The 21,893-nt window shown below is 70.6% G+C and carries 15 protein-coding genes and 5 pseudogenes; 16 read left to right on the forward strand and 4 right to left on the reverse strand.

Going from position 1 to position 21,893, the window contains the following annotated elements:
- The first annotated feature begins 14 nt into the window (after window positions 1–14).
- Together QUE44_RS12200 and QUE44_RS12205 are read left to right on the forward strand one after the other, a co-directional pair.
- Window positions 15–302: a PqqD family protein gene (locus tag QUE44_RS12200; RefSeq protein ID WP_286214864.1), complete on the forward strand. Its 288-nt coding sequence runs from the start codon at window positions 15–17 to the stop codon at window positions 300–302.
- A gap of 233 nt (window positions 303–535) precedes the next feature.
- Window positions 536–2,103, forward strand: a pseudogene (locus tag QUE44_RS12205) (IS1634 family transposase).
- Here the strand turns inward: QUE44_RS12205 and QUE44_RS12210 are convergent.
- Window positions 1,998–2,444 carry a DDE-type integrase/transposase/recombinase gene (locus tag QUE44_RS12210; protein ID WP_286214868.1) on the reverse strand — a complete coding sequence of 149 codons (447 nt, stop codon included), beginning with the start codon at window positions 2,442–2,444 and terminating at the stop codon, window positions 1,998–2,000. The pseudogene QUE44_RS12205 and the gene QUE44_RS12210 sit on opposite strands and share 106 nt — an antisense overlap.
- A gap of 150 nt (window positions 2,445–2,594) precedes the next feature.
- Between QUE44_RS12210 and QUE44_RS12215 the strand changes: the two are divergent.
- Both QUE44_RS12215 and QUE44_RS12220 read left to right on the forward strand, forming a co-directional pair.
- Window positions 2,595–3,368 (forward strand): annotated as a pseudogene (locus QUE44_RS12215) (IS3 family transposase); the annotation flags it as partial.
- A gap of 126 nt (window positions 3,369–3,494) precedes the next feature.
- On the forward strand, window positions 3,495–4,574 hold the full coding sequence (locus tag QUE44_RS12220; RefSeq protein WP_286214869.1) for a DUF3048 domain-containing protein: 1,080 nt from the start codon (window positions 3,495–3,497) through the stop codon (window positions 4,572–4,574).
- Between the two features lie 9 nt (window positions 4,575–4,583).
- Here QUE44_RS12220 and QUE44_RS12225 read toward each other — a convergent pair.
- Window positions 4,584–5,512, reverse strand: a pseudogene (locus QUE44_RS12225) (1,4-dihydroxy-2-naphthoyl-CoA synthase).
- 89 nt (window positions 5,513–5,601) lie between these two features.
- Here QUE44_RS12225 and QUE44_RS12230 point away from each other — a divergent pair.
- The 3 genes from QUE44_RS12230 to menD all read left to right on the forward strand — a co-directional run bounded on the left by QUE44_RS12230 (window position 5,602) and on the right by menD (window position 8,145).
- Window positions 5,602–5,808 (forward strand): hypothetical protein, encoded by a 207-nt coding sequence (locus QUE44_RS12230; protein ID WP_286214871.1) that lies wholly within the window; start codon window positions 5,602–5,604, stop codon window positions 5,806–5,808.
- Window positions 5,805–6,488, forward strand: coding sequence for an enolase C-terminal domain-like protein (locus QUE44_RS12235; protein ID WP_286214872.1), 684 nt, complete (start codon window positions 5,805–5,807; stop codon window positions 6,486–6,488). The genes QUE44_RS12230 and QUE44_RS12235 overlap by 4 nt, the downstream gene beginning before the upstream one ends.
- 157 nt (window positions 6,489–6,645) lie before the next feature.
- Entirely contained in the window at window positions 6,646–8,145 is a 1,500-nt protein-coding gene (gene menD, locus QUE44_RS12240) for a 2-succinyl-5-enolpyruvyl-6-hydroxy-3-cyclohexene-1-carboxylic-acid synthase (RefSeq protein ID WP_286214873.1), read from the forward strand.
- Between the two features lie 48 nt (window positions 8,146–8,193).
- On the opposite strand, the gene QUE44_RS12245 is transcribed toward menD, so the two are convergent.
- Complete coding sequence (locus tag QUE44_RS12245; RefSeq protein WP_286214875.1) at window positions 8,194–10,398, reverse strand: isochorismate synthase; 2,205 nt, start codon at window positions 10,396–10,398, stop codon at window positions 8,194–8,196.
- A gap of 9 nt (window positions 10,399–10,407) precedes the next feature.
- A complete protein-coding gene (locus QUE44_RS12250; RefSeq protein WP_286214876.1) occupies window positions 10,408–11,703 on the reverse strand; it encodes a D-arabinono-1,4-lactone oxidase in 1,296 nt (431 codons plus the stop codon).
- A gap of 70 nt (window positions 11,704–11,773) precedes the next feature.
- On the opposite strand from QUE44_RS12250, the gene QUE44_RS12255 reads away from it, so the two are divergent.
- From QUE44_RS12255 to nuoH, 9 genes and pseudogenes are all read left to right on the forward strand, one after another.
- The gene (locus QUE44_RS12255; RefSeq protein ID WP_286214877.1) at window positions 11,774–13,069 is read left to right on the forward strand and encodes a geranylgeranyl reductase family protein; all 1,296 of its coding nucleotides are present in this window, start codon (window positions 11,774–11,776) and stop codon (window positions 13,067–13,069) included.
- A 49-nt stretch (window positions 13,070–13,118) separates the two neighbouring features.
- On the forward strand, window positions 13,119–13,466 hold the full coding sequence (locus QUE44_RS12260) for an NADH-quinone oxidoreductase subunit A (protein WP_286214879.1): 348 nt from the start codon (window positions 13,119–13,121) through the stop codon (window positions 13,464–13,466).
- Between the two features lie 2 nt (window positions 13,467–13,468).
- Window positions 13,469–14,020, forward strand: a complete 552-nt coding sequence (locus QUE44_RS12265; RefSeq protein WP_286214881.1) for an NADH-quinone oxidoreductase subunit B — start codon at window positions 13,469–13,471, stop codon at window positions 14,018–14,020.
- Complete coding sequence (locus QUE44_RS12270; RefSeq protein ID WP_286214882.1) at window positions 14,017–14,733, forward strand: NADH-quinone oxidoreductase subunit C; 717 nt, start codon at window positions 14,017–14,019, stop codon at window positions 14,731–14,733. The genes QUE44_RS12265 and QUE44_RS12270 overlap by 4 nt, the downstream gene beginning before the upstream one ends.
- Window positions 14,730–16,079: an NADH-quinone oxidoreductase subunit D gene (locus QUE44_RS12275; RefSeq protein WP_286214883.1), complete on the forward strand. Its 1,350-nt coding sequence runs from the start codon at window positions 14,730–14,732 to the stop codon at window positions 16,077–16,079. The genes QUE44_RS12270 and QUE44_RS12275 overlap by 4 nt, the downstream gene beginning before the upstream one ends.
- Window positions 16,076–16,716 (forward strand): annotated as a pseudogene (gene nuoE / locus QUE44_RS12280) (NADH-quinone oxidoreductase subunit NuoE); the annotation flags it as partial. The gene QUE44_RS12275 and the pseudogene nuoE, both read left to right, overlap by 4 nt.
- Window positions 16,717–16,727: 11 nt before the next feature.
- Window positions 16,728–18,053 (forward strand): NADH-quinone oxidoreductase subunit NuoF, encoded by a 1,326-nt coding sequence (gene nuoF / locus QUE44_RS12285; RefSeq protein WP_286214884.1) that lies wholly within the window; start codon window positions 16,728–16,730, stop codon window positions 18,051–18,053.
- Window positions 18,050–20,547: pseudogene (locus QUE44_RS12290) on the forward strand (NADH-quinone oxidoreductase subunit G). The gene nuoF and the pseudogene QUE44_RS12290 overlap by 4 nt, the downstream one beginning before the upstream one ends.
- On the forward strand, window positions 20,547–21,881 hold the full coding sequence (gene nuoH, locus QUE44_RS12295) for an NADH-quinone oxidoreductase subunit NuoH (RefSeq protein ID WP_286216769.1): 1,335 nt from the start codon (window positions 20,547–20,549) through the stop codon (window positions 21,879–21,881). Before QUE44_RS12290 ends, nuoH begins: the two are co-directional and overlap by 1 nt.
- The last annotated feature ends 12 nt before the right edge of the window (window positions 21,882–21,893 follow it).

The following is a 21,893-nucleotide window of genomic DNA, read 5'->3' on the forward strand; positions in this document are numbered from 1 at the left end:
GGCAGGATGAACCCATGACCGCGCCGTCCCCGCTCACCCGCCACGAGGGCCTCGCGGAGGTCACCTCTGAGGACCGCGCGACGGTCCTGAACCTGCCGCGGCTCGAGGAGCAGCAGGTGCCCTACGTGTTCGAGGGCACCGCCTTCGAGATCTGGGTGCGGATCGACGGGACGCTGACCGAGTCCGAGATCGTGGCCGAGCTGGCCGAGGGCTACGGCGCCCCGGTCGAGGAGGTGGCCGCACAGGTGCGGGAGTTCGTCGCGGAGCTGACCGAGCTGGGGCTGGTGCTCGGCGAGGCGTGACGTCCGTCCCGGCCACTGCCGGACGGAACGGGCGCATCGTCCTTTTTCCGCCGCATCGTCCCTGATGCCCCCCGTGTTGACTTTCGCACTCGTGGTTGGGCTGTCAGCGATTGCATCGTTAGCCTGACTCGTGCCACTTTTCGCTGATCGCCGGTTCCCGTGAGTATTCAGCCTGGTAGTTGAGTTTCGAGCGTCGTGATTGACACACCCCGGTGCGCGGTACGGTCGGGGATGTGGTGTTCGTGCGGAAGTCCCCGGGCCGGTCGGGGGCGGTGAAGGTCCAGATCGCGGAACGGCGTGCGGGTCGTGACGTGGTGCTCGAGCACGTCGGCACCGCGCACGATGATGCTGAGCTCGCGGCGCTGATGGCGGTCGCGCGCGGCAAGCTCTACCCCGGCCAAGGCGAGCTCACGCTCGACGGCGTCAGCCCCCACCCGGCTGAGGGTCAGCCGGGGGCGGTGGACATCACGTCAAAGTCGAATGCGGTGTTGTGGCAGGTACTTCAGGCCGCGTACACGGATCTGGGCTTCGACATCGTCGACGACGACGCGTTCGCGCAACTCGTGCTGGCGCGTCTGATCGAGCCGACCTCGAAGGCCGACTCGCTGCGCGTCTTGCGTGAACTCGGGATCACTCACGCGTCGCTGCGGACCATGTTCCGCTCCCTGCAACGCGCCCAGGAGCGCGACTACCGCTCCCTCATCGCCGATGCCTGCTTCGCCCACGCCTCATCCGTGGGCGACATCAGCTTGTGCCTGTACGACGTCACGACCTTGTACTTCGAAGCCGAAGACGAAGACGCCCTGCGCAAGGTCGGCTATTCGAAAGAGCGGCGCATCGACCCGCAGATCGTCGTCGGACTGCTGGTTGATAGGAACGGTTTCCCACTCGAGATCGGCTGCTTCGAGGGCAACAAGGCCGAGACCCTCACGCTGGTCCCGATCGTGAACCAGTTCCGTCAGCGTCACTCCCTCGAAGGGTTCGTGGTCGTCGCCGACGCCGGCATGCTGTCAGCGACCAACCTGCGCGAGCTCGACGACGCGGGACTGCATTTCATCGTCGGGTCCCGCACGACCAAGGCACCGGTCGATCTCGAGTCGCACTTCCGGTGGCATGGCGACGCCTTTCACGACGGGCAGGTCATCGACACCACCACACCCCGCCACGGACGCACCAAGGCCGGCGCGTCCGATCCGATGGTCAAGGCCGAACCCATCTGGAAGCCCGAGCATGACAACTCGTGGCGGGCGGTATGGGCGTACTCCGGCAAGCGTGCCGTGCGCGACAACCGCACCCTGACCTTGCAGGAAGAACGCGCCCGGGACGTCGTCGCCGGCGACAAGGCCGCCCGCATGCCACGCTTCGTGAAGACCGTGAGCGGCTCCCGCAAGATCGACGAGGCGTCGCTGGCGCGGGCGCGACGCTTGGTGGGGCTGAAGGGCTACGTCACGAACATCCCCGCGAGCGTGATGCCCGCGGCCGAGGTCATGTCCAGCTATCACGACCTATGGCACGTCGAGCAGTCATTCCGAATGTCGAAAACGGACCTGAAGGCGCGGCCCATGTTCCACCACACGCGCGACGCGATTCGCAAGCGCACCTCACGATCGTGTTCGCAGCCCTCGCGATCAGCCGCTACCTCAACACCGCGACCGGGCTGACGGTGAGGAAGATCCTCCACGCGCTGAAACCCATTCAGCAGATCACCGTCCGCATCGCCGGCCACGACCACATCGCCCGCGACCCCATCACCAAGCCCGCCCAAGCCATCCTCGACGCCCTCGACATCACCCTGGACTGACACACCCCGGTGGCACGAGTCAGGTCACCCCTGCGTGCGACCGCATTGTTGAGCGCGTTGACGGCCAGACGGGACTTCATGCGCGAGTCGATGGAGTAGCCCACGATGCGGTTGGAGTACAGGTCCTTGATCGCACATAGGTAGACCTTGCCCTCACCGGTCCAATGTTCCGTGACGTCGGTCAGCCACACCTGGTTGGGTGCTGTCGCGGTGAAGATGCGTTGCACGAGATCGTCGTGCACGGCAGGGCCGGCCTTCTTGTGCTTGCCGCGGCCACGCTTGCCGAAGGTGGACCACCAGCCGTTGTCCCGGCAGATCGCCCAGCCGGTGCGCTCGGCCATGGGCTGGCCTGCGTCGCGGGCTTCGTCGACGAGGAACCGGTAACCGAACTCGGGGTCGTCTAGGTGGGCGTCGTGCAGGGCGTTAGCGCGATGCGCGGCGACGAGTTCAGCATCAGTGACAGGGCTGTCCAGCCACCGATAGTAGGGCTGGCTGATCCCGTGACCGAGACCGAGTGGGTGCAGGCTCACTGCGTCAACGCCTTGTGGGACGCTCATGTGGATGACCCGACGTTCGGCTACCGGTTCCTCGCTGGCGAAGCCCGCAGGGTCGGCTGGCGGATGAGCCGACGGACGGCGTGGAAGCTGTGCTCCCAGGCGGGGATCACGTCGGCGGCGCAGCGACGAAGGCGCGGCAAGGGCAAGCGTTCCGGCCCGCCTGTGTTCGATGACCTCGTCAAGCGGGTCTTCACCGCGGATGCCCCTAACCGGGTGTGGCTGACGGACATCACGGAGCATTGGACGAACGAAGGCAAGCTGTACTGCTGTGCGATCAAGGACGTCTACTCGGGTCGGATCGTGGGCTACTCGATCGCCGATCGGATGCCCGCCGAGCTCGCCGTCGACGCCCTCAAGATCGCCGTCGCCCGCCGCGGTGACGTCGCCGGCTGCATTCTGCATGCGGACAGGGGCAGCCAGTTTCGTTCCCGGAAGATGGCCAAGGCGCTGAACCGTCACGGCATGGTCGGCTCGATGGGCCGCGTCGGTGCCGCCGGGGATAACGCCGCGATGGAGTCCTTCTGGTCCCTGCTGCAGACCAACGTGCTCAACCAGCGACGCTGGCACACTCGCCAGGAACTACGCCTCGCGATCGTGGCCTGGATTGAGCGGACCTACCACCACCGCCGACCGCAAGACCGTCTCGGAAGCTTGACCCCCGTCGAGTTCGAGACCACCATGAGACCCGCCGTGACCCTCGCGGCCTAAACCCGACTGTCACCAGTTCGTTCACCACGCCCGAATACCAGCGGCGACACAACATGCCGCGGCGACCGTCATCCCCACCGCCGCGCCTGAGGAACGCCGCCCCAGGACGCGCCTACACTGCTGGGCATGACCACCACGCGCATCGGCGGAACTCTCGCGGCCGTGGCGTTGCTCGCGCTCGCCGCGTGCGCGCCCGCCACCACCTCCGGGCCCCAGGCGACAGTCTCTCTCGAGCCGAGCTCCTCCGCGATCGCGCTGCCGCCGGCCCCCGAGGACCCGCGTCCCGACGTGGTGTGGCCGCTGACCGGCCTGGATGCCGAGGGCGCCGCCGCCGCAGACCTTGACCGTCCCGCGCTGTCGATCAAGATCGAAAATACGGAGCAGGCGCGCCCGCAGGAGAACCTCCACCGCGCGGACATCGTGGTCGAGGAGTACGTCGAGTACGGCATCTCGCGCCTGGTTGCGGTCTTCCACTCGGACTACCCGGACTCGGTGGGGCCGATCCGCTCGATGCGACCCATGGACAAGAACATCATGGGTTCCTTCGGCGGGCCGTTGATCTTCTCGGGCGCCCAGGGCCGCTTCATCGACGATGCCCGCAACAGCGGCCAGAAGCTCCTCGCCGAGGACGTCGGCTCGAGCGGCTTCTATCGCAAGAGCGGGCGCTCCGCACCGCACAATCTGCACGGCCGTCCCGAGCAGTTTGCCGCGCAGGCCGCCGACATGCCCGCGCCCGACGAGCAGTGGGCGTTCGCCTACCCGGCCGAGACCGCCACGGCCCAGCGGGTGGGCGAGAGCGCCGCTCGCCTCGACATCACGATGTCGCCTCGTGCGTTGCCCGAGTGGCGCTGGGACGATGCCAAGGGCCTGTGGATGAGGTACGAGGACACGGCTCCGCACGTGACCGACGACGGCACGCAGCTGTCCGCCACGAACGTCCTCATGATGTGGGTGAGCGTGCGCTACACCTCCGGGGACGCCAAGTCCTCCGTGCCCGAGACGCTGCTGGCGGGCCGCTCGGGCGCCGGCTACCTCGCCTCGGGCGACAAGTACATCCCGATCGAGTGGAGCAAGGCCGGCCAGTTCGACCCCTTCGAGATCACCACGGCCGACGGCGAGCCCGTCTCCTTCATGCCCGGTCAGACGTGGATCGAGCTGGTGCCCAACGAGGGCGTCTCACACTCGACCGCGATCGACATCAGCTGACGCCGCGCCTCAGTACGCGTAAGGGAACTTCCGCCAGTCGGGCTCGCGACGCTCGAGGAACGCGTCGCGCCCCTCCTGCGCCTCGTCGGTCATGTACGCCATGCGAGTTGCCTCGCCCGCGAAGACCTGCTGCCCCGCGAGGCCATCGTCGGCGAGGTTGAACGCGAACTTCAGCATGCGAATCGCCTGCGGCGACTTCGTGGCGACGATGCGCGCGTACTCGAGCGCGCGCGCCTCCAGTTCCCCGTGCGGGACGGCCTCGTTGACGGCGCCCCACGCCGCGGCATCGTCCGCCGAGTACTCCCTCGCCAGGAAGAAGATCTCGCGTGCGCGCTTGTCGCCCACCTGGCGTGCGAGCAGCGCGCTGCCGTAACCGGCGTCGAAGGAACCCACGTTGGCATCGGTCTGCTTGAACCGCGCGTGCTCGCGCGACGCGATCGAGAGGTCGGCCACGACGTGCAGCGAGTGACCGCCGCCGGCCGCCCAGCCGTTGACGGCCGCGATGGTCACCTTGGGCGAGGTGCGCATGAGGCGCTGGACCTCGAGGATGTGGAGACGGCCGCCGTACGCGGGAGCGTCGGCTGCGGAGCCTTCGTAGAGGTAGCCGTCGCGGCCGCGGATGCGCTGATCGCCCCCGAGCAGAACGCGTGCACGCCGTCTGCGGCGGGCCCGTTGCCGGTGAGGATGATGGCCGCGACGTCCACGGTCTGACGCGCGTGGTCGATTGCGCGGTAGAGCTCGTCGACCGTCTGCGGGCGGAAGGCGTTGCGCACCTCCGGCCGGTTGAACGCGATGCGCACGGCGGGGAGGTCCTGTTCGCCCGACTCCGAGCGCGAGACCCAGCGGTGATACGTGATGTCCGAGTCGGGGAAGCCATCGATCGCGCGCCACTCGCGCGGGTCCATGAGATCGGAGACCTGGGCCGGGATATCGCTCATGCCGCCAGGGTAGTGGGGCCGCTCCCGCGCGTCTCACGGGCTTCGTCCGTGAGGGGGAGTCTCGGGTGCGACGGCCCTAGGCTGACCCCATGGAGTTCCGCCCCTTCCGCGTTCAGCTGTCGACGCGCTTTCGCGGCGTCACCGAGCGCAGCGGAGTCCTCATCAAGGGCCGTGCGCCCGACGGCAGCGAGGCGTGGGGCGAGTACTCGCCGTTCCCCGACTACACCCCCGAGCGCGCGTCGCGCTGGTGGGAGGCGGCCATGGAGGCCGCCCGGGGGAGTGGGCGCCGCCGGTGAGAGACACGGTCCCCGTCAACAGCATCGTCCCTGAGGTCCCGGCAGGGCGCGCCGCGCAACTCGCGACCGCGGGCGGCTGCACCACCGCCAAGGTGAAGGTCGCGGGCACGGTTTCCCTGAGGGACGATGCCCGGCGCGTCGAGGCCGTGGCCGTCGCCTTGGGCCCCGGCGGGCGGGTGAGGGTCGACGCGAACGGCGCGTGGGACGTCGACACGGCCGTCAAGGCACTCACGGAACTGGACGCCGCGGCGCGCGCGGGAGGCGGCGCCGGCCTCGAGTACGTCGAGCAGCCGTGCCGCACGGTCGAGGAGCTGGCCGAACTACGCCGCCGCACCCGCGTGCTCATCGCCGCCGATGAATCCGTCCGGCTGCCCGGCGACGCGGATGCCGTGATGCGCGCCGGCGCCGCCGACATCCTCGTGCTCAAGGTCGCGCCCATGGGCGGTGTCGCCGCATGCCTGCGCGTGGTCGAGCGCTACGACGTGCCGATCGTGGTGTCGAGCGCCATGGAGTCCTCGGTGGGACTGGCTGCGGGCGTCGCGTTGGCGCGCGCGGTCCCCGAGCTTCCCTTCGCGTGCGGGCTGGGCACCGGCGCGCTGCTCGCGACGGACACGGTGCGCGAGACGATCGTGCCTCGCGGCGGCGTGATCGGCCCCGTCACGCTGGACGTGATCGCATGAGCGGCCACGCCTCGGGCGCGTTTGCGCGCGCCCTCATCGCCTCTCTCGCCGAGCACGGCGTCGAGGACTATGTCCTGAGCCCCGGTTCCCGTTCCGGAGCGCTTGCCCATGCGCTCGCGGAGGCCGGCAGTGGCAACCCCCGCTGGGTGCGCCTCGCGTGCGTCTCCACGTGCGCATCGACGAGCGCTCGGCGGGCTTCCTCGCGCTCGGGATCGCGCGCGGCCGTGAGGTCGCGGGCCGCCGCGCCCCGGTGGCCATCGTGACGACGTCCGGCACCGCGGTCGGCAATCTGCTGCCCGCGGTCATGGAGGCCCACCACGCCGGCGTGCCGCTGCTGTTGCTCACCGCGGACCGGCCGGCCGAGCTGCGAGGCGTGGGCTCCAACCAGACGACCGACCAGGTCGGCATCTTCGGGGCGTTCGTGCGCTGGGAGCAGGACGTGCCAGCCCCCGAGCCGGGAGAGGGGCTGTCCCGCGCCGCCGCTCTCGCGGAGCGCGCGGTCGACGCCGCACTCGGCAAGCCCGACCGCGACGACATGGCCGCGGCCGCCGGACCGGTGCACCTCAACATCGGCTTTCGCGAGCCGGTGGGCGCCGACGGCGGCGTGTGGCTCGACCCGCCCTCGCCGCCGCCCCCGTCGGGGGCCATCCCGATCGTGGTCCCCGCGCCCCGGCCCGCGCCGCTGCCGGCGGTGACCAGGGGCATCGTCATCGCTGGGGACGGGGCGGGCGACGTCGCCAGGCGAGTCGCCGAGGCCCACGGCTGGCCGCTCCTCGCGGAGCCCACCTCGGGGGCCCGCACCGGCACGCACTGCATCGCTGACTACGTGCGACTCCTGGAGTCGCCCGCAGGCGAAGCGCTCGCGGAGCGCATCCACCAGGTGGTGGTGATCGGACGACCCACGCTGACGCGGGCGGTGCAGGCCCTCATCGCGCGCGCGCCGGCGCTGATCGTGGCCGGCTTCGGGGCACGCTGGCGCGAGGCCCCCGTGCATGCACAGGCCGTGGTCCGCTCGGTTCCGGAGTCCTGGTGGGCGAGGGACGATGCCGTGGTCGCGGATGCGTCCTGGCTCGCCGAGTGGCGCGCGGGAGGTGCCCGACCGGCCGCCCCCGAGGGCTGGGGCCCGCGCGTGATCGCGGCCGCGTTCCTCGACTCGCTCGGTGGCCCGGCCGAGGGGCCGGTGGGAGTGGTCGGATCGTCGGGGCCGATTCGCGCGCTCGACCGGATCATGCCCGCGGCGCGGGCGGGAGCGGGTCCGGTGGTGCTGGCGAACCGCGGCCTCGCGGGGATCGATGGCACGGTGTCGACGGCGGGCGGGATCGCGCTTGGCTCGGGTCGTGCGGTGCACGCACTCATGGGTGACGTCACGTTCCTGCACGAGGCGGGCGGATTGCTCGTGGGCCCGCGCGAGGAGAGGCCGTACGCGCGCATCGTCGTGGTCAACGACGGCGGCGGCACGATCTTCGGCGGCCTCGAGCACGGCTCGGCCCCGCCGGACAACCTCGAGCGCGTGTTCACCACTCCGCACGGCGCCGATCTCGCCTCGCTGTGCGCGGGCTATCGCGTGCCTCACGTTGAGGTGCGTTCGCGTGAGCAGCTCGACGCGGCGCTGGCGGTGCCCGTGCGCACGCTCGAGGTCATCGAGGCGCGCGTCTAAGTGCCGACCGCGCGCGGCGCACCGCACACAGCGGTGGCTACGCCGCGCTCAGGCGATCCGCCGCGCCCTCAGCACCGCGTCGAGGCGCGTGAGCGGCGCGCCGTCGGGATCGGTCGCCGTACGCTCGCGAACCTCAGCGACCTCGACCGTCCACACGGCGGGGTCGAGGCCCAGCGCGGCGTCCTCGGCCCGAAAGGCGGTGCGGCTCAGCCGCGGGTGATCCGCGACACGCGGATCGCGAGGGTCGTGGCCCACTACGAGCAGCACTCCGCCCGGCGCGACGTGGCGGGCGAGCGCCCGCACCAGCGACGCGATGCCCGCCTCCGGGTGAGCGAAGTGCGCGGTCACGAGGTCGTATTCGCCGGACCCCAGGCCCGCCGTGGTGACGTCGGCCACGCGCCAGTCGACCTTGCCCGCCACCGACTCCCTCACGGCGTGCTGGCGGCCGCGGCTGATCGCCGTCTCCGAGATGTCGACGGCCGTCACGGCCCAGCCCAGGGTCGCGAGGTACACGGCATCCGCTCCCTCTCCGCAGCCGACGTCGAGCGCCTTGCCGGGAGTGAGCCGCGCCGCCTCGGTCACGAGCTGGGCGTTGGGAGCGGCGTTCCACACCGCATCGCGGGACCGGTACCGCTCCTCCCACTCCGCGGTGTCCCAGCCGGTGATCGCCTGCGTCGTGGGTCGCGCGTCGCGCGACGACAGGGTGGCGGGCACGCTGCCGGTGGACACGACGGGGATGTGGACGGATTCGGAGTCGTCGATGCGGAGGGTCGGAAAGGCGGCGTCGCCGCCCTCCTCGAATGTCGCGCCGCCGGTCAGGGGCGCGGGCTTCGGGTCGAACTGCACGCTTGGCTCCGCGGGACGGGCGGGTGCGGGCTTGGGTGCGGGTGCGGGTGCGGGCTCGGGTTCAGCCACGGGCGCCGGTGCAGGCTCCGGTGCGGGCTCGGGCTCGGATGTGGGCTCGGGCTCGGCCACCTCGATCTCGCGCTCCGCCTCCGCGATGCCCAGCGCGCGGCGCATCGGCTCGAGCTTGGCCTCGGACTCCGCCCACTCGGCGCCTGGCTCGCTCGCCGCCACGATCCCGCATCCCGCGAACAGCCTCATGCGGCGAGGGTCCTGCGTGGACAGTTCGGCGGAGCGCAGCCCGATGCACCACTCGCCATCCCCCGCGGCGTCGATCCACCCGACGGGTCCCGCGTAGCGCCCGCGGTCCAGCCCCTCGAGCTCATCGATGACGCGCGCGGCGGCGAGAGTGGGCGTGCCGCACACCGCGGCGCTCGGGTGCAACTCACCCACGAGCTCGAGCGCGGCGACGTTGTGCGACAGCACACCCGTGATGTCGGTCGCGAGGTGCATGACGTTGGGCAGGTGCAGCACGAACGGCTCGTCGGGCACATTCACGGAGGCGCAGTGCGCGGTGAGGGCCTGCGTCACGGATCGCGCCGCATACTCGTGCTCCTCGCGGTCCTTCGAGGACCGCGCGAGCGCACCCGCGCGGGCGAGGTCGCCCATGTCGTCACCCGTGATGCGGATGGTGCCGGCGAGCACGCGGGACGTCACCAGTCCGTGGTCGACGCGCGCGAGCAGTTCGGGGGTCGCGCCCACGAGTCCGTCGACGTGGAAGGCCCAGCACATCGGGTACGCGTCGGCGAGCCTGCGCAGCACCACTCGCACGTCGATGTCGCGCTCCGCGCGCGCCTCGACGGCCCGCGCGAGCACCACCTTCTCGAGGTCGCCCGCCTTGATCCGCGCGACGGCGGCCTCGACGGCGGCGTTCCACGCCGCCTCGTCGCCCTCCTCGACCGCGACCTCCCCTGGCTCGCGAGGGGACGATGCCCCGGCGAGGGCCTCGCTCAAGGTCACCACGGCATCGTCCTCGCGGGAGATTGAGGTGAACCACGACCTCCCGTCGCGCCGGCCGAGCACGAAGCGGGGGACCACGAGCGTGCCTCCCGAGGGCGACGAGTCGGCAAAGGCGAAGGACCCGAAGGCGACCAGCCCAGTTCCGCGTGCGCGGACGTCGTCCCTCACGGTCGCGTGCCGCGACAGGTGACGCCACCAGTGCTGCGCATCGTCGATGCGATCCGCACCGTCCGACGCGAAGCGCGCGACCTCTCCCCACGCGACCAGCCCCTCGCCACGGCGCACCCACGAGATGCCCGGCTCGGGCAGCGCATCGATGAGGTCGCCCGGGTCCTCGATCTCGATCGTGTGGGCGAGCAGCGGCCCGGGTGCGGCGGCGTGGACGGTCACGGAACCACCCTAGGCCCGTGAATCGGCGCGAGAAGCGCGCACCCCGAGCCGTACGAGGTGGTCGTTCGCGAACCGCCCGTCGGGGTCGAGTTCCTCGAACAGCGCGCGGGCGTCGGCCAGCCGTGGGTGCACGCGGGCGATCGCGGCGGCGTCGAAGGCGTGCCACTTTCCCCAGTGCGGGCGCGCGTCGAAGGGAGCGAGCACGGCCTCGAGGTCGGGCAGCAGCGCCGCGACCTCCGCGGGATGGGGGCCCCACGTGAAATGGATCGTGAGCGCGTCGCGCTGATACGCGCCGGACAGCCACAGGTCGTCGGCCGCGACGGCGCGCAGCTCCGACACCAGCAGGAGCGGGGCGATCCGGTCGCCCAGGTCGCGCACCGCGGCGAGCGCCTCGCCCGCCGCCTCCATGGGCACGAAGTACTCGGACTGAATCTCCGCGCCATTGGAGGGCGTGTGCGTGAGCCGGAAGTGCGGCAGCCGGTCGATCCATGGCCCCGGCCGCCCGCCCTGCGGCGTGAGCGCCTCGGGGTCGCCGCCCACGAGTCGCGCGTCGGACTCGGCGCTGCGCGTCGCGCCGTGCCATGCGTCGGGCGGGGGCGTGGTGCGGTGGACGCCGCTCTTGCGCCACACCTGCTGGACCGTGTCCTCGGTCCACGTGGTGAAGATCGACACCGAGTACGCATCGGCGAGGATCTGCGGGGTCTCCTCGAGCAGCGCCTCCCACGGCATCCCGGTGTAGACGTCCTGACGCACGTCATACGTGGGCTGGATGCCGAGCGTGACCTCCGTGATGACGCCGAACGCGCCCAGGCCCACCGCAAGACCCTCGAATCCCGGCTGACCGCGACGCACCACGCGCATCTCGCCGTTGGCGTCCACGAACTCGAGGCGACGCAGCGCGGTCGACTGGCAGCCGTTGCCCACGCCGGAACCGTGGGTGCCCGTCGCGGTCGCGCCCGCGATCGAGATGTGGGGGAGGGAGCCCGTGTTGTGCAGCGCCCAGCCTCGCGCCTGCAGCCACGCCCCGAGCGTTCCGTAGCGCATGCCCGCGGGCGCGTTCACGGTGGGGTCCGCGGGGCTCGTGAGGTCCACGAGCGGCGAGTCGGGGAAGTCCGTCACGCAGATGAGGGTGCCCTCGGTGTCCGCGAGGTCGTTGAAGCTGTGGCGCGTTCCCAGCGCCTTGATGCGGCCCGGCGCGTGGCGAATCGCCTCGCGGACCTCGCCGACGGACCGCGCCTCGACCAGCGCGGCGGCGCCAAACCGGTGGGTTCCTGCCCACGTGCTCCCAACGTCGATGGTGGTCACATCGCCAGCCTAGGGGTGCAGCCCCCTCCGAGGGAGTCTCGCCACGCGGACGCGACAGTAGACTCGTCCGGTGCGTACTGAGGCCGATGTCATCGTGATCGGGGCGGGTCCCGGAGGGGCCGCCGCCGCCCGCTACCTCGCCGCCGAGGGCTTCGACGTGATCGCCCTCGAAAAGACGCGCTTCCCGCGCGAGAAGGTGTGCGGCGACGGCCTCACGCCGCGCGCGGTGCGCGAGCTCCAGCTGATCGGCCTCGAGACCCCGCGCGAGGAGGGCTGGATCCCCAATCACGGCCTGCGCATGGTCGGTGGGGGCCACCGCCTCGAGTTTCCGTGGCACGACCTCGACGAGTTCCCGCGCTACGGGCTGTCGCTGCCGCGCGCGCAGTTCGACCACCGCCTCGCGGAGCACGCCCGCGCCGCGGGAGCCGACGTCCGCGAGGGCTGGCACGTCGACGCCGCGATTCGTGACGAGCGCCAGGACGGCTACGCGGGTGGCGGCCGCGTCGTGGGCGTGATCGCCCGCGAGACCGATGCCAAGGGCAGGAAGGTGGGCGAGCCCACCGAGTTTCGGGCGCCGCTGGTGATCGCCGCCGATGGCGTGAGCGCGAGGATCGCGCTGGGGCTGGGCATCGAGCGCAAGCAGAACCGCCCGATCGGCGTCGCGGTGCGCACGTACCTCACGACCCCGCGTCACGCGGAGGAGTGGATGGAGGGCCACCTCGAGATCTGGGACGGCGAGCGCGGTCGCTCGAACCTCCTGCCCGGATACGGGTGGATCTTCCCGTTGGGCGACGGCACGGCCAACGTGGGACTCGGCACGCTGAGCGCCAAGGGCACGCCCCCGAAGCTCGACCACCGCGCGATGATGCGCGACTGGCTCGCGCATTCGGCCCACGACTGGGAGTTCGGAGAGATCGAGGGCGACATCAAGGGCGCCGCGATCCCCATGGCGTTCAACCGTCAGCCGCACTACGTGCCCGGCATGATGCTCGTGGGCGACTCGGGCGGCATGGTCAACCCGTTCAACGGCGAGGGAATCGCCTACGCGATGCAGGCCGCGCGCCGCGCGACCGAGGCGGCCGTCGCGTGGAGGTCGGCGACGGGCGTCCGCGACCAGGAGGCGGCGCTCGCGAGCTATGCGCGCATGATGAAGGACGACCTCGGCGGCTACTACTCGCTGGGCCGCGTGTTTGCCGCGCTGGTCGAGCATCCGGCCGTGATGAAAGCATGCACGCGGTACGGGCTTCCTAGTCCTTTGGTCATGGAATTCACGTCTAGACTGCTGGCAGATGTCTACGAGCCGCGCGGCGGCACCTGGGCGGACAAGTTGCTGTCTGCCCTGACCCGGGTCGCCCCGGCAGCATGACGGCATCGGCGAACTCGAGCAGGACGGAAGGACGACTGTGAATCCCTACGTGCCGATCATCGTCATGATGGTGATCGCCGGCCTCCTCGCCGCAGCAGGGCTCCTGGTGAGCTCGATGCTTGGCCCCAAGCGGGCCAACGCGGCCAAGCTCGACCAGTACGAGTCGGGACTGCAGCCCACGCCGGGCGCGGCGGGCGGCGGACGCATCCCCATCAAGTACTACCTGGTCGCGATGACCTTCATCGTGTTCGACATCGAGGTGGTCTTCCTCTACCCCTGGGCGGTCGCGCACAACGCGCTCGGGTGGTTCGGGCTGATCGCGATCATGACCTTCCTTGTCCTCATCACGATCCCCTTCGTGTATGAGTGGCGCCGCGGCGGATTTGAGTGGGACTGACCATGGGTATCGAAGAGAGCGCACCTCCGTTCATGCTCGGCACGGTCGAGGACTTCGTGGGCTACATGCGGGCCGGCTCGCTGTGGCCCGCGACTTTTGGCCTCGCGTGCTGCGCGATCGAGATGATGGCCACCGGCACGCCGCGCTTCGACATCGCGCGCCTGGGCTCCGAGGTCTTCCGTGGATCGCCGCGTCAGGCGGACATGATGATCGTCGCCGGCCGCGTGTCGAACAAGATGGCGCCCATCGTGCGCCAGGTCTACGACCAGATGGCCGAGCCCAAGTGGGTGCTGTCGATGGGCGTGTGTGCCTCCTCGGGCGGCATGTTCAACAACTACGCGATCGTGCAGGGCGTCGACCACGTGGTGCCGGTCGACATCTACCTTCCCGGCTGCCCGCCGCGTCCCGAGATGCTGCTCAACGCGCTGATTGAGCTCCAGAAGCAGGTGCGCGAGACCCCGATGGGCCGCAACCGTCGCGAGATCGCCGCGGCGGCCGAGGCCGCCGCGCTGGTCGCGACCCCCACCTCCGAGATGAAGGGCCTGCTGCGTTGAGCGAGTCCCAGGACCTCACCGGCACCGGCGCCGCCCAGGGCGGGCCCCAGCCGGGAGAGCGCGAGACCATCACCCTCATCAACGTGCGCGAGGGCATGTTCGGCGCGCGCGGCGACACGTCTGGCTACGACCTGCTGGTCAAGCCCGTGCAGATGCCCGGGGCCTCCGAGCGCCCGTACGGCGAGTGGTTCGACGGTGTGGTCGACGTGCTCGAGGAGCTGCTGGGCGAGCGTGCCGAGGCCGCGATCGAGCACGTCGTGGTCGACCGCGGCGAACTCACGCTGCACATCGCGCGCGAGCACCTGCTCGAGGTCTGCTCGTACCTGCGCGACGACCAGGACCTGCGCTTCGAGATGTGCCTGGGCGTGAGCGGCGTGCACTATCCGGCGGACGCCGGACGCGAGCTGCACGCCGTCTACCCGATGCAGTCGATCACGCACAACCGTCGCCTCCGCCTCGAGGTAGCCGTGGGCGACGCGGATCCGCACATCCCGTCGATCGTCTCGGTCTACCCGATGAACAACTGGCACGAGCGCGAGACCTGGGACTTCTTCGGAATCGTCTTCGACGGCCACCCGTCGCTCGCGCGCATCGAGATGCCGGACGACTGGGTAGGCCACCCGCAGCGCAAGGACTATCCGCTGGGCGGCATCCCCGTCGAGTACAAGGGCGCCGAGATCCCCTCGCCCGACAACCGGAGGCAGTACCGATGACCCAGGAGAGGACCGCCCCGCACGCGACCGGCGCCTTTGTCGAGGACCCGGACGCCCCCGAGTACAGCGCCTACGGCGGCGACTGGAGCGAGATTGCCGACGAGGCCGCGCGCCTCGCGCAGCAGCGCATCGTCGTCAACATGGGTCCCCAGCACCCGTCGACCCACGGCGTGCTGCGCGTCATGCTCGAGATCGAGGGCGAGGTGGTGACCGAGACCCGCGCGGGAATCGGCTACCTCCACACCGGCATCGAGAAGAACATGGAGTACCGCACCTGGACGCAGGGCGTGACGTTCTGCACGCGCATGGACTACGTCGCGTCGATGTCCCAGGAGCTGGTCTACTGCCTCGGCATCGAGAAGCTGCTGGGCATCACCGATGACGTCCCCGAGCGTGCGAGCGTGCTGCGCGTGCTCATGGCCGAGCTCACGCGCATCGGATCGCACCTGGTCGCGATCGGCACCGGCGGCAACGAGATGGGCGCGACCACGGTCATGACCACCGCGTTCATCGGCCGCGAGGACACGTTCAGGGTCATCGAGATGATCACGGGACTGCGCACGAACAACGCGTACATCCGCCCTGGCGGCGTCGCGATCGACGCGCCCGAGGGTGCGGTCGAGGCGATTCGCGCGATGATCCCGCTGGTCCGCCAGCGCCTCGACGAGCTCGCGGACCTGCAGCTCGCGAACCCGATCTTCAAGGGTCGCCTCCAGGGCGTCGCGAACCTCGATCTCGCGGGCTGCATGGCGCTGGGCATCACCGGCCCGATCCTGCGCTCCGCCGGACTGCCGTACGACGTGCGCAAGTCCGACCCCTACTGCGGGTACGAGACGTACGACTTCCAGGTGCCCACCTCCACGGAGGCCGATGCCTACTCTCGCGTGGTCCTGCGCCTCGAGGAGTGCTACGAGTCGCTCAAGATCATCGAGCAGTGCGCGGACCGGCTCGAGGCCAGCGTGGGTCAGCCCGTGATGGTCGCGGACAAGAAGATCGCGTGGCCCGCTCAGCTCACCGTGGGCGCGGACGGCCAGGGCAACTCCCTCGATCACATTCGCCACATCATGGGCGAGTCGATGGAGTCGCTCATCCACCACTTCAAGCTCGTGACCGAGGGCTTCAAGGTGCCCGCCGGCCAGGTGTACCAGGCGATCGAGGGCCCCAAGGGCCTGCTCGGCGTCCACCTGGTCTCCGACGGCGGAACCAAGCCGTGGCGCGCCCACTTCAGGGACCCCGGCTTCAACAATCTGCAGGCGCTGTCCATCCTCACCGAGGGCGGCCAGGTCGCCGACGTGGTGGTGGCGATCGCCACGATCGACATGGTGCTGGGAGGGGTCGACCGATGACCTACGACGAGTCCACGCTCGCGGGCCTCACCGCGGATGCCGCCCAGATCATGGGCCGCTATCCCGTGAAGCGCTCCGCGCTGCTCCCCATGCTGCACCTCGTGCAGTCGGTCGACGGCTACGTCTCGCCCGACGGCATTCAGTTCTGTGCGGACCAGCTCGAGCTCACCGCCGCCGAGGTCTCCGCCGTCGCGACGTTCTACACGCAGTACAAGCGCCGCCCCAACGGCGAGTACCAGGTGGGAGTGTGCACCAACACGCTGTGCGCCGTCATGGGCGGCGACCGCATCTGGGACGAGCTGTCGGAGCACGTGGGGGTCGGTCACGACGAGACCACCGAGGACGGCACCATCACGCTCGAGCGGCTCGAGTGCAACGCGGCGTGCGACTACGCGCCCGTCATGATGGTCAACTGGGAGTTCTTCGACAACCAGACCCCCGAGAGCGCCAAGCAGGTGGTCGATGACCTCCGCGCGGGCAAGGACGTCGCGCCCACGCGCGGCCCCGCCAAGGTGTGCTCGTTCAAGGAGGTGTCGCGCGTGCTCGCCGGCTTCGAGGACGGCCGCGCCGACGAGGACCAGGGGTCGGCGCGCCGACCCTCGCCGGTCTCGAGGCCGCGAAGGCCCAGGGCTGGACGGAGGGAGCCAAGTGACCGCGCTCGTTCCCGTCCTCAGCGCCACGTGGGGTGCCGAGAAGTCCTGGAGCATCGACACGTACACCGCCGCCGGCGGCTACGGGGCGCTGAAGACCGCGCTCGGCATGGCTCCGACCGACATCGTGCAGGCCGTGAAGGACTCGGGCCTGCGCGGTCGTGGCGGCGCCGGCTTCCCGACCGGAATGAAGTGGGGCTTCCTGCCGCCGGATGACGGCGGACCGCGCTACCTCGTGGTCAACGCCGACGAGTCCGAGCCGGGCACGTGCAAGGACATCCCGACCCTGCTGTCCGCCCCTCACACCCTCATCGAGGGCGTCGCGATCACGTCGTTCGCGATCGGCTGCAACCACGCCTTCATCTACCTGCGCGGCGAGGTGGTGCATGTGTACCGCCGCCTGCTGCAGGCCGTGCGCGAGGCCTACGAGGCCGGCCACCTGGGCACCAACATCCACGGCAGCGGATTCGACCTCGACGTCACCGTTCACGCCGGCGCCGGCGCGTACATCTGTGGCGAGGAGACCGCGCTGCTCGACTCGCTCGAGGGACGCCGCGGCCAGCCGCGCCTCAAGCCGCCGTTCCCCGCCGTCGCGGGCCTCTACGCCCGCCCGACCGTGGTCAACAACGTCGAGTCGGTCGCCTCCGTCCCGTCGATCATCGCGAACGGCGTCGACTGGTTCACCGCGATGGGCACCGAGCGCTCGAAGGGCATGGGCCTGTTCTCGCTGTCCGGTCACGTCACGCGGCCGGGCCAGTACGAGGCCCCGCTCGGCATCACGCTGCGCGAACTGCTCGAACTCGCCGGCGGAATCCGCGAGGGCCACGAGCTCAAGTTCTGGACCCCGGGCGGCTCGTCGACCCCGATCTTCACGCAGGACCACCTCGACACCCCGCTCGACTACGAGTCGGTGGGTGCCGCGGGGTCGATGCTCGGCACGCGCGCTCTCCAGCTCTTCGACGAGACCACGTGCGTGGTCCGCGCCGTGACGCGCTGGACCGAGTTCTACAAGCACGAGTCCTGCGGCAAGTGCACCCCGTGCCGCGAGGGCACGTACTGGCTCACCCAGATCCTCAAGAGGATCGAGGGCGGCCGCGGCACGCAGGCCGACATCCAGCAGCTGCTCGACACGTGCGATTCGATCGCGGGGCGCTCCTTCTGCGCGCTCGGCGACGGAGCGACGTCGTCGATCATCAGCTCCGTCACGCTCTTCCGCGAGGAGTACGAGGCGCACGTCGAGCAGGGCGGCTGCCCGTTCGACCACGGCGCCTCCGCGCTCGTCCCCTACTCCGACACGCCCGCCACCGAGGAGGCGCACGCATGACCGCGACCGCGGACAAGCCGGCAGCGGAGGCCGTCGAGCTGGTCACCCTGACCATCGACGGCACCGAGGTCTCCGTGCCCAAGGGCACGCTCATCATTCGCGCGGCGGAGCAGGTGGGCATTGAGATCCCGCGCTTCTGCGACCACCCCGCCCTCAAGCCGGCCGGCGCGTGCCGCCAGTGCCTCGTCGACGTGGCCAGCCCCGGCCCCGACGGCAACCTGCGCGCGTTCCCCAAGCCCCAGGCATCGTGCACCATGACGGTCACCCCCGGCATGGTGGTCAACACGCAGCACACCTCCGAGGAGGCCGACCGCGCGCAGAAGGGCGTGCTCGAGCTGCTGCTCATCAACCACCCGCTCGACTGCCCGGTGTGCGACAAGGGCGGCGAGTGCCCCCTGCAGAACCAGGCGATGAGCCACGGTCGCCCCGAGAGCCGGTTCGTCGACGTCAAGCGCGTGTTCGAGAAGCCTCTCGCGCTGAGCTCGGAGATCCTGCTCGACCGCGAGCGCTGCGTCCTGTGCCAGCGCTGCACGCGCTTCTCGAAGGAGATCGCAGGCGACGCGTTCATCGACCTGCAGAACCGCGGCGCTCGTCAGCAGATCGGCACGTTCGACGAGGACGTGCTCGACTTTGACGGCTACCGCCCCGTGGGCGCGGCCGCGGAGGACGAGGCCGGCCGCGCGTTCTCCTCGTACTACTCGGGCAACACCGTGCAGATCTGCCCCGTCGGTGCGCTGACGTCGGCCGCATACCGCTTCCGGTCGCGACCGTTCGACCTGGTGTCGTCGCCGTCGATCGCCGAGCACGACTCGTCGGGCGCCGCGATTCGCATCGACCACCGCCGCGGCACGGTGATGCGCCGCCTCGCGGAGAACGACCCCGTCGTCAACGAGGACTGGATCACCGATAAGGACCGGTTCGCCTTCACGTGGCAGAACCTCGACGACCGCCTGACGCGGCCGCTGATCCGCAAGGACGGCGAGCTGGTCGAGGCCTCGTGGCCCGAGGCGCTGGCGGCCGCGGCCGCCGGCATTCGTGCCGCCACGGCGCCCGTCGAGGGGGACGATGCCGTCGCAGGCGCCCGTGGCACCGGAGTGCTCGTGGGTGGCCGGGTGACGCTCGAGGATGCGTACGCGTACCAGAAGTTCGCGCGCGCGGTCTTGGGCACCAACGATGTCGATGCGCGTGCGCGCGTCGCGTCCGAGGAGGAGCAGTCGTTCCTGGGAGCGACCGTGGCCGGAACGGGCCTCGGCGTGACCTTCGGCGAGCTGGAGAAGGCGCCCGTCGTGGTGTTGGTGGGCTTCGAGGCCGAGGACGAGGGCGGCGTGGTGTTCCTGCGCCTGCGCAAGTCTCTCGGCCGCCAGCGCGTGGTCGCCGTCGCGCCGTTCCTCACGCGCGGAGCGCAGAAGCTCGACGCGACCCTCGTGCCGACCGTCCCCGGTCGCGAGCCGGGTGCGCTTGCCGACCTTCCCGCCGACGTCCGCGAGGCACTGGCTCAGCCGGGTGCCGTCATCGTGCTCGGCGAGAGGGCCGCGGAGGCGAAGGGGACCTTCACCGCCGCCCTCGACCTTGCATCGTCCACCGGCGCGCGACTCGCATGGATCCCGCGTCGCGCGGGAGAGCGCGGCGCCGTCGAGGCCGGAGCGCTGCCTGGCCTGCTGCCCGGCGGTCGCGCCGTGTCGTCGAAGGCGGCCCGTGCCGCCGTCGCGCAGGCGTGGGGCGTCGACTCCCTGCCGTCCGCGGCGGGCCGCGACACCGCGGGCATCCTGGCCGCCGCAGCCGAGGGCGGCATCGGTGCCCTGGTCGTGGGTGGCGTGAGCGCCTCGGACCTCACCGCCGACGTCGAGGCCGCGCTGGCCGCGACGGGCTTCGTGGTCTCCCTCGAGGTGCGTCGCAGCGAGATCGCGCAGGCGGCAGACGTGGTGCTTCCCGTCGCCCCGCCGTCCGAGAAGTCGGGCACGTTCGTCAACTGGGAGGGCCGCCTGCGGTCCTTCGCGACCGCGATCCACACGGACGCGATGTCGGACCACCGCGTGCTCGACCTGCTCGCCCGCGAGTGGGGCGTCGAGCTCGGCACCGCGACCGTCGAGTCCGTCAACGCCGAGCTCGCCGCGCTGGGCGCAGCGGGCGAGGGGAGCGGCCCGCCGCGCCGTCCGCCAAGCCGGCACGCACCGCCAAGCCCAAGAAGGGCACCGCGGTGCTCGCGACGTGGCACCAGCTGGTCGACGAGGGCTCGCTCCAGGACGGCGAGCCGTACCTCGCGGGCACCGGCCGCGTCGCCGTGGCCCGCCTGTCGCAGGCGACCGCGGACTCGCTTGGAGTCGCGGGCGCCGTGACGATCTCGACCGAGGCGGGTGCGATCGAGCTGCCCGCCGTCGTCACCGACATGGTCGACGGCGTCGTGTGGGTGCCCGTCAAGTCTCCGGGCTCGTGGGTGGCGCGCGACCTGCGCGCGTCCGCCGGAGCCCACGTCACCGTGAAGGGGGCGGCGTGATGACCGCAGTCCTGCCGGCCGTGCAGTCGCCCGTGGCGGAGCAGCTCGCGAGTGACCCGCTGTGGGTGGTGATCGTCAAGGCGGTCCTCATCCTGGTGTTCCTGCTCACCTCGGTGCTGTTCGCGGTGTGGTTCGAGCGCCGCGTGATCGGCCGTCTTCAGGAGCGTCCCGGGCCAAACATGCGAGGCCCCTTCGGCCTCCTGCAGTCGGTTGCGGATGCGATGAAGCTCCTGTTCAAGGAGGACATCACGGTCCGCAACTCGGAGAAGGTGCTGTACATCGCGGCGCCCATGATCTCCGTGTTCTGCGCGCTGCTGATCTTCGCCGTCATTCCGTTCGGACCCGACACGCGGATCTACGGCACCGACTTCTCGACGCCACTGCAGCTCACCGACTTCCCCGTGGCCGTGCTGTTCATCCTCGCGTGCGCTGCCCTCGGCGTGTACGGCATCGTCCTGGGTGGCTGGGCCTCCGGCTCGACCTACCCGCTCATGGGTGCGATCCGTTCGACCGCCCAGGTGATCTCGTACGAGCTCGCGATGGGCCTGTCGCTCGTCACCGTCTTCATGCTGTCGGGCACGATGAGCACCGCGGGCATCGTCGATGCACAGATGGACCGCTGGTGGGTGTGGCCGCTGTTCCCCGCCTTCATCCTCTACGTGATCTCGATGGTCGGCGAGACCAACCGCCTGCCCTTCGACCTCCCCGAGGCCGAGGGCGAGCTGGTCGCCGGCTTCATGACGGAGTACTCGTCGATGAAGTTCGCGTGGTTCTTCCTCGCCGAGTACATGAACATGATCAACGTGTCCGCGGTTGCGTCGACGCTGTTCCTGGGAGGCTGGCGTGCGCCGTGGCCGGCCTCGTGGCCCGGCTACGAGTTCCTCAACACCGGGATCTTCCCGCCGCTGTGGCTCATCCTCAAGATCTGGCTGCTCATGTTCGTGTTCGTGTGGATCCGTGGCTCGGTGCTGCGCTTCCGCTACGACCAGTTCATGAAGTTCGGCTGGAAGGTGCTCATCCCCGTCGGACTCGGCTGGCTCGTGTTCTTCGCGGTGGGCCGCGCCGCCTTCGACCACTTCGACCGCGACCTCAACGTGTTCGACGCCGTGGCGGGGGCGATCGGCGTGCTGCTGGTCATCGCGGTGTGGAGCTTCGTGTCCGACAGCAAGACCAAGGCCGAGGCCGAACCCGAGGACAGCGGGCCCGAGGTGCTCGACGCCTTTGCCGGCGGCTACCCCGTGCCGCCGCTGCCCCACCAGGTTCTGCCCCCATCGCCGCGCTCCGGCCGCACGGTCGACGCGCATGCTGGCAAGCGAGAGGAGGACTCCGAGTGAGCGGGTCCGACG

Source organism: Demequina sediminis (assembly GCF_030296675.1).
Taxonomy (GTDB): domain Bacteria; phylum Actinomycetota; class Actinomycetes; order Actinomycetales; family Demequinaceae; genus Demequina; species Demequina sediminis.

What these genes read in the sequence shown, in the direction of transcription:
- QUE44_RS12200 (WP_286214864.1), top strand. Translation starts at nt 15, where the DNA reads ATGACCGCGCCGTCCCCGCTCACCCGCCACGAGGGCCTCGCGGAGGTC.
- QUE44_RS12210 (WP_286214868.1), bottom strand. Translation starts at nt 2,444, where the DNA reads ATGGCCGAGCGCACCGGCTGGGCGATCTGCCGGGACAACGGCTGGTGG.
- QUE44_RS12220 (WP_286214869.1), top strand. Translation starts at nt 3,495, where the DNA reads ATGACCACCACGCGCATCGGCGGAACTCTCGCGGCCGTGGCGTTGCTC.
- QUE44_RS12230 (WP_286214871.1), top strand. Translation starts at nt 5,602, where the DNA reads ATGGAGTTCCGCCCCTTCCGCGTTCAGCTGTCGACGCGCTTTCGCGGC.
- QUE44_RS12265 (WP_286214881.1), top strand. Translation starts at nt 13,469, where the DNA reads ATGGGTATCGAAGAGAGCGCACCTCCGTTCATGCTCGGCACGGTCGAG.
- QUE44_RS12275 (WP_286214883.1), top strand. Translation starts at nt 14,730, where the DNA reads ATGACCCAGGAGAGGACCGCCCCGCACGCGACCGGCGCCTTTGTCGAG.
- nuoH (WP_286216769.1), top strand. Translation starts at nt 20,547, where the DNA reads ATGACCGCAGTCCTGCCGGCCGTGCAGTCGCCCGTGGCGGAGCAGCTC.